We start from the raw sequence: 13300 nt of genomic DNA, 5'->3' as shown, positions 1-13300 counted from the left end.
GAACTGTATGAGGAATTTAAGGGATTTCCAGCATTAAATCTACTCCAAGCAGACCATTTTTGACTCCAAGCAGACAAATCAGGTTTTCTGCTTTAGTCGAGTAATGCTAGAAACTCTTCTCTAGTCAAATTGGCATCTCGCAGGATCTTGCGGAGTAAACCCCTACCAATTGTCTTGTCAGTGTGAACAGGAACTGTTACAACTCGTCCGTCTTCATGCTTTATTCGCGCTTGACTACCTCTTTACCTAACAATGTTAAAGCCCACTTTTTTCAAAGCAGTAATAACTTGCGCAGCAGTAAGAGTAGGCAGTTTAGGCATTAAATTGCGACCTTCTGAATCCCAACAAACTCGGGTAATTTTTCATCTGTTGCTAAATCTTCTAGGCACAGTTCAATTGCTTCTTTGATATTGGTCATGAGTTCATCAATTGTCTCTCCTTGGCTATAACAAGCTGGAAGTTGCGGTACTTCTCCTACGTAGATCCCGTCTTCATCTCGCTCAATAACAACATAAAATTCTCGCCTAGAAGCACTCATCATCGTCAATCCTCACCTCACTTAGTTGAAGAATTTAGCCAATTCATAACTCATATCCTAGCGTTAGCAAACGACTTCATGTTTTGAATCGAATTTATCCAGCAGTTGTACCGGAAATAGCGCAACAGAATCTTGAATTAATCCATATGTCAGTACGGATCGCTTTCCATAACAACTTCCTAGAAACGAGTACTCTGTATAACTACTTGCAAATAGAACCTGAAGCATGGGTAAACTAGTCAGTCTTTTCACCCCGCCGACACGCACTCGGTGTAATGCCAAATTTGCGTTTAAACGCGCTGGCAAACTTAGCCGCATTGGCATAGCCAACCTCATTAGCTACAGATGCCACCGTTAGCCTACCTTGGTAAAGTAGACAACGCGCTTTTTCCATCCGACAGTCATGCAAATAGCCAAATAAAGTTGTCCCGAAAACTTGCCGAAAACCCTGCTTCAGCTTGTTATGATTGATGCCAACTTCTCTTGCTAGCTCTAGTAGAGACGGTGGATTATCTAAGCGATCGCACAATATCTCTTTAGCATGGTAAAGGCGATCCAGTTGAGCGTTATTCAAGCGAATCAGAGAATGTGCTTCAGAAGTACTCGCTATCTGCTCTAAGCGCAACGCCATTAACTCAAATGCCTTCGCTTCTAAATACAACCTGCGAGACACTCCCTGATAAGGACAGTGCAAAATTTGATACAACACTGTCTGCATCGCCGAGGTTGTTTTACCACCATGTTGGAAGTAGTATTGCTCGCTTTTGCCCTCAAGCACTCGTCTCATCTCTAAGGGGAGTTGGTTTTGTTGATGCCCGACTAGCGTCTGGAAGAGCCGAGAGTCCATATGTATATCAAACTTCATACAGTGCTGCCCGCCTTGCCAGTGAATGCGGCTTCCCTCTCCTGCATAAGGATAGGCTGCCAAGAAATTTTCTCCAGCCCCAACTTCATTGTTGCCCGCCAAATAAAAGCAGCACTCTACATAAATACCAGGATGATGAAGATAAGGCTCCCAAAGCAATCCCTGAAAAAATAAATCCTCTTCCAACGTAAAGTTATCAATTAGCAGATTCAGTTCAGGACAGAAATCAATGGAGCGCCGATAGCCTTTACTATATCCCTTGGGGTCGATAAGCGGTGTCTCTAATGTGTCGGATTGAGCGGCTTCAGGGTTGCAGATCGTCTGTCCGTGAAATTCTGATTCTATGAGGAAGAGGGTCATAGTTTGAGGCGATCGCGAGCGTAGAGGATTTATTGAAATAAATTATCACAAACGCTCTAAATTATCTCGCCTTCTTTAGGTAACTACTGCTGGTTTAGAGACTTTGAAAGAGAGAGAATCGCGATCATTGTAATCTCCAAATGACAATCCAGACCTGCCAGCAACGAATCAATCTGAGTATCTGTATGAAAATATTTACATTAATTTTACTTAGCAATGCTTGACAGTGGTGACAAATGTTACTCCTAAACTTAAGGCGATCGCCAAGATCAAAGACAAAGTAGCTAAAAACAACTTTTGGAGGCGAGTGACTTTTTGCTCTTGAAGTAATCGTGCTTCTACTTCTTGAATTCGTTCTGCTTTGAGTTGTGCTTCGACTTCGCGGCGATCGCATTCTTGACTAGCAGTAAGAAATTGATAATCTAATTCACTTAAGCTTTTATCTTGCAACCATGCTTGAGCTTCGAGTAAAGCTTGCCCGCGTAATAATCTTGATGTGTCGCGGCGTTCTGAGGCGAGCCAAGCTTGCAATGCTTGCGAATAAGGACGCAATTGAGTTAATTGTTTTTCTACCCAAGCGCGATCAAACACCTCTTGATAGATGCGGTTTTTGACTTGTAATTGTCCCTGCTGCTTGACAACTAAGCCTGATAGTAGTAATTCAATGTGTTCGCGCGAGTCATCGGCGGCTACCCCAACACCTGCAAGAATTTGCTGATAGATTCTGAGTAAACTGGCACGGAGATCGTTGCGCAGTAGGCGATCGCGAATTGTTCTTAAATGCTCTGGCTCATCATTCGCTTCCCAATTTTCAATGATGTGCGATCGCACGAGTGTTTCCAAGATTAACGGTGGAAATTGATAATAAAAATTGATTAGGTGGTAATTAACAATGGGTAAATGGTAATCCAATTGATAGCGATCAGCAGCCTGATTGTTAAATTCTTGTAAGTCTGTACTCCCACTGTGCCTTTCCTGTACCACAAGCTGACACAACTTTTGCGTCAGAAATGGTTGTCCGCCAGTCCAAGCTAAAATCTCTTTGAGAACAGCCATTGGATTTGCGACTTTTCCTTCCAAGCCTGCGGCTAATGGTTGAACTTCTGCAAGCTGAAAGCCATGTAATTCGACTGCTTTTCCAATATTGAAAGGAGTACGGTTGCGCTCAGTAATTAAATCGGCAGGTGTTGCTACTCCAAATAATGCCCAAGTAAGACGATAATATTCTGGATTTTCTGCTCGTTGGTTATAGCAATACCGAATCAGCGCAAAAAAATCTTCAGTCAGAAAACTTAATCCCAAGACACTATCAATTTCATCAATAAAAATAAAAATTTTGCTCTGCACTCGAACCAAGAGAATATCTTCAATAAATTGACTCAACCTCTGCAGCGGTGATAAATCCTCGCGTTCTTGCCACCAGACTTTTAAATTAACTTCACCAAGAAGATTAAAACCTCGTAGTAATTCAACGACTATGCCTTTGTACCACTGCGCTGGCGTAATATTTTCGCTGCCAATTCGAGTCATATCAATCGAAGCACAACTAAAGCCTGCTGCTTGCAACCGATATCGAGTTCGCAACCGCAAACTTGACTTGCCCATTTGCCGCGAGTTAAATACGTAACAAAACTCACCTCTTAACAAGGCGTGATAAAGTTCAACATCAGCTTGTCGCTCTACATAAGTTGAAGCATCTGTTTTGAGACTACCACCGACTTGATATTCATCAGTGCTCATTAGCTTGACTTAATTGCTCGCGGAAATACAGTTGATATAATTTGCAACTTGGTATAGCCCGATTTCCCTCCAATTTAACCAAACCCATACTTTCTAATTTATAAGCAGCGATCGCTTCCAAAGTTACAGCTTCAGGGGCGACTACCACTCGTTTTAATGCTGCTGCGAGTTCAAGGTGTTCTTGCAAATTTGCTAAATGTCGCCGTAAATGATCGCTATAGATTCCTGACACTGTATAAGACGCTTGCAAAAGTTCTTCTAGAGATTCTAGACGTGCTAAATGATAGAGTGCCAGCCGAATCAAATAAGGATGTCCGCCTACCATCGCAAGTAAAGGAGCTAAATTTTGTTTCCCTACTTCACCTTTAGCCCAATCTAATTTGTGCCGTATTGCTAAATCTTGTACTTGCTCTACATTCAATTCAGGTAACTTAATTGGTAGACCAACGTTAAAAGGTGATTGATTAATATCTAGTGGAATATAAGCCTCAGTTGCATGAACAACAACAAGTCGCAGCTTTTGCCAAATCTCTAGTTCTGCAGCATCTTCATACCAAGAACGCAATAGTGGCAGAAAGTCAGTAGAAATTTCTGGATACTCAAACACCCGATTAACATCATCCAAAGCTAAGACAATAGGAGAATCAATTTTTGCCAGTACATAGCTTTGAAAATATAGCGTACAGCTAACTTTACTACCGATATCCTCATCCCAATACTCATCGAGTTTCGGCTCTAGATCGAGTTGTCGGCTAACATTAGCACACAACCACCTTAAAAATTTATCCAAAGAAGTAAAAATAGTGCTGTCTGCCCGCTGCAAGTTCAACTGTACAGTCCGCAAACCTGCTGGTTTAGCATGGGCTAGAATTCTATGCATTAATGAGGTTTTCCCCATTTGTTTAGGAGCCTTAATTCGGATTAGACTCCCAGGCTTGCTGATTTGAGCATAGGCACGTTGTTCAATTGGAAAACGCTCGATATAGAAAGGAGAATGAAGTGGCACTGGTCCACTAGGAAATTCTAAAACATCGTCATTAGAATCGAAATCTTTAGACGGAATTTCGGCTCGTGTTGATAAGCTGCGTTGCCGTTCTAGTGCTGCCTGAAAATTGGTTTTACTAACGGGTTCTCCTAGTGCTTGGCTGAGAAACTTCCAAAATTTTGGTCCAGCATCACGGGTGAAGTAGCTGACCGAATAGCCTGCAGCATCAGCGATTTGCTCATAAGTCTGGTTCTGCCAAGCCCCCATCACGATAATAGTTTCCACATCAGTCAAGTATCTGCCAAATTTGGCAAACACGGCTGCGTTAGCTACATCCAGCGCTTGTTCAAAATTCATCTTCACACCATATCAAACGCTGTACCTTGATACTATCTGAGATTTACAGAGGTTATCAGAAATACACTAATTTCCTTTAGAAGTCTTGAAGCATCAGTGTTTGTTGCGTTCTCCTACAACCTCCTTCAACAAAAAAACTGAGGTTTAATCAAGTGTGTCGAGAATTTTCTGAGAAATTGAACAGCTAGGGTTCCGAGATTTTCTGTAACGACAAATACCAAATACTCGATTAATTTAATAGATACAAACGATGCTTCTCAAGCAGTCACTTACTAAAACATGAAAGTTATCTTGAGCTGACTTGTGAAACCCTAAATCTTCACTCTTTCTTACTTTTAATTCTAGGGAACTTATGTGGTTCTCAGGAAATTGTTGTGGGTAAGTCGTGAATGAACATTAAACAAAAAATCTCATCCAAGAGGAGAAACGATAATGGCACTTATTGAAGGAACCGCTGGCAATGATTCACGGTTTGGTACGAACGGAAATGACACCATCAGAGGTTTTGGCGGTGATGATTTTCTCAATGGTCTTGGTGGCAGCGATCAGATATTTGGTGGATCTGGCAACGATGTATTATTTGGCTTTGGAGCTAGCGACATTCTTAACGGTGGCAGCGGAAACGATCATGTAGAGGGTGGATTAGGCTTTGATGTCCTTACCGGGGGCACTGGTGCCGATCGCTTTGTTTTCCGAAACGGATTTGATGGCAGTACTGATATCATCACAGATTTTGTAGTTGCCGATGATACTCTCGTTTTTGAGGATTTTGGTGTTGGTAACGGTACGCTTAATGTTGATGCATTCAGAATCGGTTCAGCAGCAGGAGATAGTACTGATAGATTTATTTACAACAGTTCCACTGGAGATTTGTTCTTCGACGCAGATGGTATCGGTGGAATCGGTCAAGTACACATAGCGACACTTTCAGCCAATTTAGCGATGACGAATAATGATATTTCCCTCATTGCTTAAAACCCTATGAGTCAAACAAGGGCTTTGAGGTCACGCTGTGACCTCTTTTTAACTCAGTTTGCTTTGAGTAGAAAAGCGGGTGTCATTTTATGTTGGTTTACGTGCAATAAACGCCGCATGAGCTTTCGGTAGATTGTACGTTCCATAACTACGCATAATTTGAACCTGGAAGCCTATTTGACGTAGTTCGCTGGCAATCTCTGTTGCTTTGTACAGACACAGATGGTGTACTTCGTCATCACGTCTGTAGTACTCCCCTACCTTCCGAAACGTGATAATTCGACGAATTAATGTTTCGCGGCGTTCCTCTTTGTCAATGAGTACGATCCAACCCTCTCCTTCAGTGAACCCTTTAACTGTAGTTCCCTGTTCAATCTGTCCTGGTGCAATATCAAAAATAAAGATACCACCTGGCGTTAATGCGTTGTAGATACGATGGAAAAGCTGAGTTAGCAGTTGGCGATCGCTGTCTGGATCAAACAAATAGTTGAGGCATTCACCGATGGACGTAACGGCATTGCATGGCGGAATCTCTACTTTGAACAGTGACCCTACCTGAAAGTTTGCATTTGGCACTCTCCTGCGGGCAATATCGATCATTGATTCTGAAATATCAATTCCGAGAACGCAATAATGAGCCTTTTTGGCTTCTCCTTCGGCTGAAGCACGAAGGATTCTCAAACGTTGTTACGCAGTAGTCACGGACACTTTGCTCAAGTCGGCAGAGCCGCCCACGCAAGTGTCCTCCTGAAGACATACTGCTACACATTGTTTACGATAGGATTTGCTCAACCTTTGAAGCACATCATATCGTTGTGGCAGAGTCAAGACTGCCTTACCGATCTTGGTTAAGTCTAGACCTAAGTGTATCGATACTTTGCGAAGAATGTTAGCTGCACCTTGAGCATCAGAGTTGATCCTAATTCCTGATTTGGCTTGATATCCACCACGACCCAAATTGTGCAGTTTTCCCTTCTTTCGTTGCCCTCTTTTTCCCGAAAACTTGTACTCTTGCTCCTTGAGTTTTTCATCGTAGGTAGGCAGAATATCATTGTCGAGAAAAGATGATTTACTGGTATACGATTCCTCGGTTTCTACAACTTCAATCCCGTATTGTTGGCATAATTGTTGAATTCTGTCTTTGAGTTTCGCCATCGGGATTTGCACGAACTCCTGATTGTTCTTTTTCCCCATTTCTACGCTGTCTTTGTTGCGCTGATTCCAGCCAAAAACAATTCGACCAACTGAATGGTTCAAACACCAATTAATAACAAATCGAGTAGCTTTGTTAATGCCATCTCGCATCTGCCTGTTACGCTTCTCAGTGATATTAGCTAACTCGTCATTCCAAAAACCTTGGGACTGATTCTTTTTAAGTTTAGCTACTCGTTTGTTGTACCACTGATTTTGACTTTTTAGCTTGCGTCCATTGATAATAAATGATTTACCAATATTACTGACGCAAGTTAAAAGATTATTCAAGCCTGGATCAATACCTAGAACCTTGCCCTTATCCAGCAGGGTTTTAACTGGCTCTTGTTGATAGACAAACTCAACGTAGAAACAGCTATTTCTGGGCAAAATTCGTAGTTCTTTAATGTCTGCAAACTTTAGATTTGACGGCATTGGCACAAAGAAACAGTCGAGTCCAAACCAGCACTTGACTTGTTTTCCCAGCGGAATTCGTATCAAATTGAGGACACTCTCGTGCGGGGGTGTCCCCCGTTGAGAGAAGTGTCCGGTATCGACTAACTTTAACGCCTGCTTGGGGTACGAGACAAGAGCAAAACCTCCCGATTTGCGATATTTCGGTGGTCTAGGTTTATCCGCTATTTCCCCTCGATTAAATGCAGATTTTAACTTCTTAAATGACTCGAATGATTCAGATACAGACCTTAATACTTGTTGGGCTGCTTGTGAATGCAGCGCCTTGAAATGCTTGTTAGTTTTGTACTCTGCTTCTAAGTCATACTTTCCCAAAAACTTTTTGGCTTTGAAGTACATTTGTCGAGCATAATATATGCCACAATTAATCAGGGAATTTGCGGTTTTGCAGATGAACTCAAGAATCGCTTCTAGCTCATTATCTGGGTGCAATAAAATCTGTTGACATCCGTACAATTAGCATCACCTCCTAGTTAATTAATATACAATAAACAAGCCTGTTTAAATATTAAGATATCAACAAGACTGGATGGTTAAAACCATCCTTGCTCGTTTTCATCCCACGCTTAAAAGACATGGGCTTTCAACTTCGTTTTCTGTAAATTCTTGCGCCGATAATCCACTGCCACAACCTAAGTCTACTAATAAACCCTTGTGTATCTTATTTTGCTCTAGGATTGCCAGTATACCAGGAGCAGACTGGAGTGCATAGTCGCTGAAACCAACATCATGAATAAACGCGAGATCCTCTTTATACCACTGATTCATATTGCAACTTGAGTTTTAGTAGACTAATAACTTCCGATGACTAGGCGCAAAATTTGAAATAAGTAAACTGAGTTTTCCTGAGACGTTTATTCAGTAAAGTTCAGAGATTTGCTGTAACGACAGATACAAGATTTTCGCTTACTTTAGAAATTGAAAGGTAGTTCCACCTAAATCGCTACCTTCAGAAAAAGTTCAACTACAGTTTGTCTCGCTTTGCGTCAGTGACACGAACAAGCAGCATACACTATCAAGGTTAAACGTATAAAAAATCAAATGCCGAATAGAACAATAGTGACACAAATAAGCAGGGGGTGTAACAAATGTCTAGTCTAAGTTTATTGGTTCCTAGGTTAAATCTAGTGCAATCAGCACGCCAATCTCTTGAATCGATAGAAATTCATAATCCCAAAGTAGCACGATTATTGTGCCGTATTATTCCTAACCGTTGTCCTTTTGAGAGGGAAATCAAATTCTTTAACCACACAATCCTGCGCATTCCACCGTTGTGCAAGTTGAATCCTTTTTACGAGCAAGTGATATTTTTGCGCTTCAAGTGTTTGTCTTATTTAGCTGATGAATGCGGTGAAGTAGTACTTGGATAGTTTTAGCAGCATTTACTCTTGTCTCTAAATCATCTACTAAGAATGCCGTTGCACTAAACACGAACTTACGCATAAATTGTGACGCTGTTCAGCACAAATTAATTAGGTCATGGTGATGAAATAAATACGAAAAACTTGATACCGCATAGGTAAAGGAGTCATTTATGCATCTTTGTATTTCCCTGGGAACAGCACTTCAGCTTTTTGCTATAGCTGATCTCGCTTCAGTCATGCTGTTACTAGCATTTTCTCAATTTGGTTCAATTGCGATCGCAACCATAGAAGATACCTATCGCTGATCGCCAAAGAAGTCAGCACAATAAACATCAAAATTTACCAATTACATACTAAATCACAAGCTGAGCTGATGAAGTATTTCATAACAGCTAGTTCAGTTTGACATGTCTAGCACAAAAGAGGTGACACAGATGAACCGAACGACATTTTTCTTAAGTCTACTCATCACATTCGGATTATCAGAATGGACTGCTACACCATTGCAAAAAGCGATCGCCTGTGAATCGGGCGGTCATTATCAAACTGAAGCGGGCGATCGCAAATTACCATTCTTAAATCTTGGCAGTCACAACCATCAGATTTCAACCAACAATCCTATTACCCAACGCTACTTTAATCAAGGATTAATCCTCGCTTATGGATTCAACCACGCGGAGGCAGAGCGATCTTTTCGTGAAGCAGCAAGACTCGATCCTGACTGCGCAATGTGTTACTGGGGAATTGCCTTAGTTTTAGGTCCAAATATTAATGCACCGATGGATGATGCAGCAGTTCCCAAAGCATATACGGCACTGCAAAAAGCACAGAATTTGGCACCCAAGGCAAGTCCAACTGAGCAAGCATATATCCAAGCACTTGCAAAGCGTTATACTCCACAGCCAGTTAAAGATCGCACCTCACTCGATCGAGACTATGCCAAAGCTATGCGCGAGTTGTATCAGCGCTATCCAAATGACTTAGATGCAGCAACACTATATGCAGAAGCACTAATGGATCTGACACCTTGGAATTTCTGGACAAAGGACGGACAACCAACAACCTACACAAACGAAATTGTATCAACACTCGAATCAGTTTTGCAGCGCCATCCCAATCATCCAGGAGCCAACCACTATTACATTCATGCTGTCGAAGCATCGCAGACTCCAGAACGAGCAATACCGAGCGCACAACGACTAGAAACACTGGTACCTGATGCTGGACACTTGGTACATATGCCATCACACGTTTACTGGCGAGTAGGACGCTACTACGATGCTGCACGCATCAACGAACGTGCTATTCGAGTAGACGAAACACATGGTGTCGGTGGAACTCGCGATCAGAATGTGCACAGCTACTATGCATTAGCGTACTATCCACACAACATTCACTTTCTCTTTGCAGCAGCACAGATGTCAGGGCGTAGCACTCTAGCACTCGAAGCTGCGCGGAAGTTAGTTGCGAAAATTCCCGATCGCGCCTATCAGGATGTTCCTGCTTTGGAAGACTTCAAACCAATGCCATTATTTGCCTTAGTGCGCTTTGGTAAATGGCAAGAAATCCTCCAAGAACCACAGCCTCGCTCAGAACTACAATACACCACGGGAATGTGGCACTGGGCGCGAGGTTTAGCATATGTGCGGCGCGGGAATCTCGATCAAGCAAAGTCTGAGTACGCACAGTTACGCAAAATTGCCCAGACAGATGCAATGAAAGAGCTAACTTTGGCATCATTTCCTCAAGCATCAACGCTGTTAGATATTGCCTCGCATGTACTAGCATCGGAACTTGCTCAGGCTCAAGGGCAAACAAATGAAGCGATCGCCCAACTTAAAAAAGCAGTAAGTATTCAAGATAGTTTGAGCTATATCGAACCACCATCTTGGTACTACCCTGTACGTCATAACTTGGGCTACACCTTACTCAACGTTGGTCAGATACAAGAAGCTGAGGCTGTTTACCGCGAAGATTTAAAACAATATCCACACAATGGTTGGTCGCTATTTGGACTTGTACAAAGTCTACAAGCTCAAGGCAAAACCAAGGAAGCTCAAATGATACAACAACAATTTGCCGCAGCTTGGAAATATGCCGATGTCAAGCTAACTGCCTCACAATTTTGATGGCAACACGATAAGGAAGAATTAACAGATGACTATACAAATGTCTGTTGCATTGCAACAGAAAGAAGCTTTGATTGAGCGATTGCTAAAGTCGGTTGCAGGTACTTTTGATATTTTCACAATTTACATTGGCGACCAACTGGGTTTTTATCGAGTACTTGCTGAAGGCTGGTTAACTTCAACGGAACTGGCAACTCAAACTAACACAATTGAGCGCTATGTGCGCGAATGGCTCGAACAGCAAACAGTTACAGGTATCCTAGAAGTTGATGATGAAAATGCACCTGCAAAAACACGACGCTATCACTTAAGCGCAGGACATGTCGAAGCACTCCTCGATCGCGACAGTCTGGATTATCTAACTCCTTTAACTTATATGCTGGTTGGCGTAACACGCCCCTTAAGCTCACTATTGAATGCCTATCGCAACGGTGGTGGCGTACCTTATCGCGAGTATGGAACTATGTTTCGCGAAGGACAAGCTGCAATTAACCGCTCGATGTTTCTCCAACAGTTGGGAACTGAATGGCTTCCGGCAATGCCCGATGTTCATGCTCGGTTGCAAGCCGAGCCTCCGGCGCGGATTGCAGATATTGGTTGTGGTGGAGGTTGGTCAAGTATTGGTATTGCGCAAGCATACCCCAAGGTGCAAGTTGATGGCTATGACATAGATGCACCATCAGTCGAGTTAGCTCAGCAAAACGTCCAAACAGCAGGATTAAGCGATCGCGTGACAATTCATCATCATGATGTCAGTAACCCAATCTTGACGCAGCAATATGATTTAGTCACTGCTTTTGAGTGCATTCATGACTTGGGTAATCCTGTGGGCGCACTTCAAACCATGCGGCGTTTAGTAAAAAACAACGGTGCAGTTCTTATTGCAGATGAACGAGTTGGCGATCGCTTTACAGCTTCTGGCAATGATATAGAGTGGATGATGTACGGTTGGAGCGTTTTACACTGCTTGCCAGTAGGTATGGCAGACGACGGCGAATATCACTGTGGTGGAACAGGTACCGTGATGCGAACCGATACCTTACGACGTTATGCCCAAGCCGCAGGCTTTCGTGACATCGAAATTTTGCCCGTTGATAACTTCTTTTTCCGATTCTATCGTCTGTATCCTAAATAACTTACGTCATGACATAACTAGAATCTACAAGCCAGCAGATCGGAGTGATGTCTGCTAAGTTCACTCATTGGGGTAGGCAACCTACCCTTTTTTGCTATTTCAAATTAACTTTCCCTGTGCTCTTCGTTATCAAACTTGTATTTGGTAACATTGCACATGTGTAATGTAAAGTATTCAATTTTTGCATTGATGGCTCAGGTTTGCGTTGAGTATTGCAACATTAAGTGACTAAAATTAACATTAGGTAAGGCTTTAGCTATCTAGAATATTAAATAGTAGTCTTTACAAAGATCCGACACATATTCTTCATATGACTGTCATATGCAGTTGGTAATCTAATATTGTTCGGTGGTAGCGCACTTAGTTACCTATCATCTGATTTTTTAAACAAAACTTTAAATTTTATTTGCAATTATTTATTTAGTAGAAAAGTCATGACTTTTATTCAGTAGCTCAAAGTTTTAATTTTTTAAACATTAGATTGTTGTTTGAATTAACTTCATTGTATTGTCAGGAGAATAGTATGTTTTTTACTCAAAGTTTTAAATATCGCTTTCCTTTGATAATAGAGTCTATGACAATATCTTCCTTGCATCGTAGCTTAAAAAAATGGATTCGCCGAGAGATTGTCGATGACGATCCCTACGATGTAGAAAGTTTGTTTCCCGAAGTCAATCAACTTGAGAATTGGACAGCAAAAGAGTTGCAAGATTAAATTTGCTTTTTCATATAAGGTTTACTGGTTGTATTTCATGGGTGCATCAAATTTTTGTACAACCATGTAGTGAGTATTTGTTCTGCTGAGCAAACAATAGTTTGCAGCTATAGCAATGAGCAGGTAATATTCCTACCTCAAGTTTCATGTTTGACTTAGTGAGCCTACCTTATAGAGCACAACAAACGGTGTTTAGACTCACCTAATGCTTGTGCAAGTCAAACTATGAATAGATTATTCATGAGGAGGTCACGATTTTTGAGCTGTGAAATTCAATCATAAATTCTAAAGCTCAAAATAAGTAATTTTTTGGTTATGTATCATTTCTTTTTTGCATTCTTTTTAGTCAGTTTAGTCACTATGTTCGCTTTTACAGCGATCGCCTACTTATTTCCTCAAGATTAGCTCCACTCTATTACGCATACAAGAAAAAACAGGGACAAGTGTTTTCGCCCCTGTCAATTTTATCTAT

At 41.7% G+C, this 13300-nt stretch carries 12 protein-coding genes and 2 pseudogenes; 6 read left to right on the top strand and 8 right to left on the bottom strand.

All coding sequences use genetic code 11. The annotated features are described in order from the left end of the window. Window positions 1-92: 92 nt before the first annotated feature. The 5 genes and pseudogenes from CSQ79_RS28775 to CSQ79_RS02555 form a co-directional block, all read right to left on the bottom strand. Window positions 93-320 (bottom strand): annotated as a pseudogene (locus CSQ79_RS28775) (type II toxin-antitoxin system HicA family toxin). Next, window positions 320-538, bottom strand: a complete 219-nt coding sequence (locus CSQ79_RS02570; protein WP_289500415.1) for a type II toxin-antitoxin system HicB family antitoxin — start codon at window positions 536-538, stop codon at window positions 320-322. The pseudogene CSQ79_RS28775 and the gene CSQ79_RS02570 overlap by 1 nt, the downstream one beginning before the upstream one ends. Before the next feature lie 235 nt (window positions 539-773). Beyond that, complete coding sequence (locus CSQ79_RS02565) at window positions 774-1763, bottom strand: helix-turn-helix transcriptional regulator (protein ID WP_099699615.1); 990 nt, start codon at window positions 1761-1763, stop codon at window positions 774-776. 210 nt (window positions 1764-1973) lie between these two features. Next, window positions 1974-3503, bottom strand: a complete 1530-nt coding sequence (locus CSQ79_RS02560) for an AAA-like domain-containing protein (protein WP_099699614.1) — start codon at window positions 3501-3503, stop codon at window positions 1974-1976. Next, window positions 3493-4845, bottom strand: coding sequence for an AAA-like domain-containing protein (locus CSQ79_RS02555; protein ID WP_099699613.1), 1353 nt, complete (start codon window positions 4843-4845; stop codon window positions 3493-3495). The genes CSQ79_RS02560 and CSQ79_RS02555 overlap by 11 nt, the downstream gene beginning before the upstream one ends. A gap of 432 nt (window positions 4846-5277) precedes the next feature. On the opposite strand from CSQ79_RS02555, the gene CSQ79_RS27005 reads away from it, so the two are divergent. Further along, window positions 5278-5820, top strand: a complete 543-nt coding sequence (locus tag CSQ79_RS27005; protein WP_143755412.1) for a calcium-binding protein — start codon at window positions 5278-5280, stop codon at window positions 5818-5820. Between the two features lie 87 nt (window positions 5821-5907). On the opposite strand, the gene CSQ79_RS02545 is transcribed toward CSQ79_RS27005, so the two are convergent. From CSQ79_RS02545 to CSQ79_RS02535, 3 genes and pseudogenes are all read right to left on the bottom strand, one after another. Then, complete coding sequence (locus tag CSQ79_RS02545) at window positions 5908-6501, bottom strand: class I SAM-dependent methyltransferase (protein ID WP_289500349.1); 594 nt, start codon at window positions 6499-6501, stop codon at window positions 5908-5910. A gap of 6 nt (window positions 6502-6507) precedes the next feature. Then, window positions 6508-7941, bottom strand: coding sequence for an RNA-guided endonuclease InsQ/TnpB family protein (locus tag CSQ79_RS02540; protein ID WP_289500348.1), 1434 nt, complete (start codon window positions 7939-7941; stop codon window positions 6508-6510). A gap of 138 nt (window positions 7942-8079) precedes the next feature. Continuing rightward, window positions 8080-8253, bottom strand: a pseudogene (locus tag CSQ79_RS02535) (class I SAM-dependent methyltransferase); the annotation flags it as partial. 320 nt (window positions 8254-8573) lie between these two features. Between CSQ79_RS02535 and CSQ79_RS02530 the strand changes: the two are divergent. The 5 genes from CSQ79_RS02530 to CSQ79_RS27300 all read left to right on the top strand — a co-directional run bounded on the left by CSQ79_RS02530 (window position 8574) and on the right by CSQ79_RS27300 (window position 12828). Next, entirely contained in the window at window positions 8574-8855 is a 282-nt protein-coding gene (locus CSQ79_RS02530; RefSeq protein WP_099699611.1) for a Mo-dependent nitrogenase C-terminal domain-containing protein, read from the top strand. Between the two features lie 164 nt (window positions 8856-9019). After that, the gene (locus tag CSQ79_RS27305) at window positions 9020-9154 is read left to right on the top strand and encodes a hypothetical protein (protein WP_289500346.1); all 135 of its coding nucleotides are present in this window, start codon (window positions 9020-9022) and stop codon (window positions 9152-9154) included. Between the two features lie 129 nt (window positions 9155-9283). After that, window positions 9284-10978, top strand: a complete 1695-nt coding sequence (locus CSQ79_RS02525; RefSeq protein ID WP_099699780.1) for a tetratricopeptide repeat protein — start codon at window positions 9284-9286, stop codon at window positions 10976-10978. Between the two features lie 28 nt (window positions 10979-11006). Further along, entirely contained in the window at window positions 11007-12113 is a 1107-nt protein-coding gene (locus tag CSQ79_RS02520; RefSeq protein ID WP_289500344.1) for an SAM-dependent methyltransferase, read from the top strand. 574 nt (window positions 12114-12687) lie between these two features. Continuing rightward, complete coding sequence (locus tag CSQ79_RS27300) at window positions 12688-12828, top strand: hypothetical protein (RefSeq protein ID WP_289500343.1); 141 nt, start codon at window positions 12688-12690, stop codon at window positions 12826-12828. Window positions 12829-13300: the final 472 nt, after the last annotated feature.

Origin of the sequence: Gloeocapsopsis sp. IPPAS B-1203, assembly GCF_002749975.1 — a bacterium.
Classification (GTDB): Bacteria; Cyanobacteriota; Cyanobacteriia; order Cyanobacteriales; family Chroococcidiopsidaceae; genus Gloeocapsopsis.
Note: the sequence above shows the minus strand (reverse complement) of the source record. Positions and strands in the feature narration are given on the sequence as shown.

Bases quoted from the DNA above. Each gene is read 5' to 3' on its own strand.
- CSQ79_RS02565 (WP_099699615.1), bottom strand. From the start codon at position 1,763: ATGACCCTCTTCCTCATAGAATCAGAATTTCACGGACAGACGATCTGC.
- CSQ79_RS02525 (WP_099699780.1), top strand. From the start codon at position 9,284: ATGAACCGAACGACATTTTTCTTAAGTCTACTCATCACATTCGGATTA.
- CSQ79_RS02560 (WP_099699614.1), bottom strand. From the start codon at position 3,503: ATGAGCACTGATGAATATCAAGTCGGTGGTAGTCTCAAAACAGATGCT.
- CSQ79_RS02555 (WP_099699613.1), bottom strand. From the start codon at position 4,845: ATGAATTTTGAACAAGCGCTGGATGTAGCTAACGCAGCCGTGTTTGCC.
- CSQ79_RS02570 (WP_289500415.1), bottom strand. From the start codon at position 538: ATGAGTGCTTCTAGGCGAGAATTTTATGTTGTTATTGAGCGAGATGAA.
- CSQ79_RS27005 (WP_143755412.1), top strand. From the start codon at position 5,278: ATGGCACTTATTGAAGGAACCGCTGGCAATGATTCACGGTTTGGTACG.
- CSQ79_RS27300 (WP_289500343.1), top strand. From the start codon at position 12,688: ATGACAATATCTTCCTTGCATCGTAGCTTAAAAAAATGGATTCGCCGA.
- CSQ79_RS02520 (WP_289500344.1), top strand. From the start codon at position 11,007: ATGACTATACAAATGTCTGTTGCATTGCAACAGAAAGAAGCTTTGATT.
- CSQ79_RS27305 (WP_289500346.1), top strand. From the start codon at position 9,020: ATGCATCTTTGTATTTCCCTGGGAACAGCACTTCAGCTTTTTGCTATA.
- CSQ79_RS02530 (WP_099699611.1), top strand. From the start codon at position 8,574: ATGTCTAGTCTAAGTTTATTGGTTCCTAGGTTAAATCTAGTGCAATCA.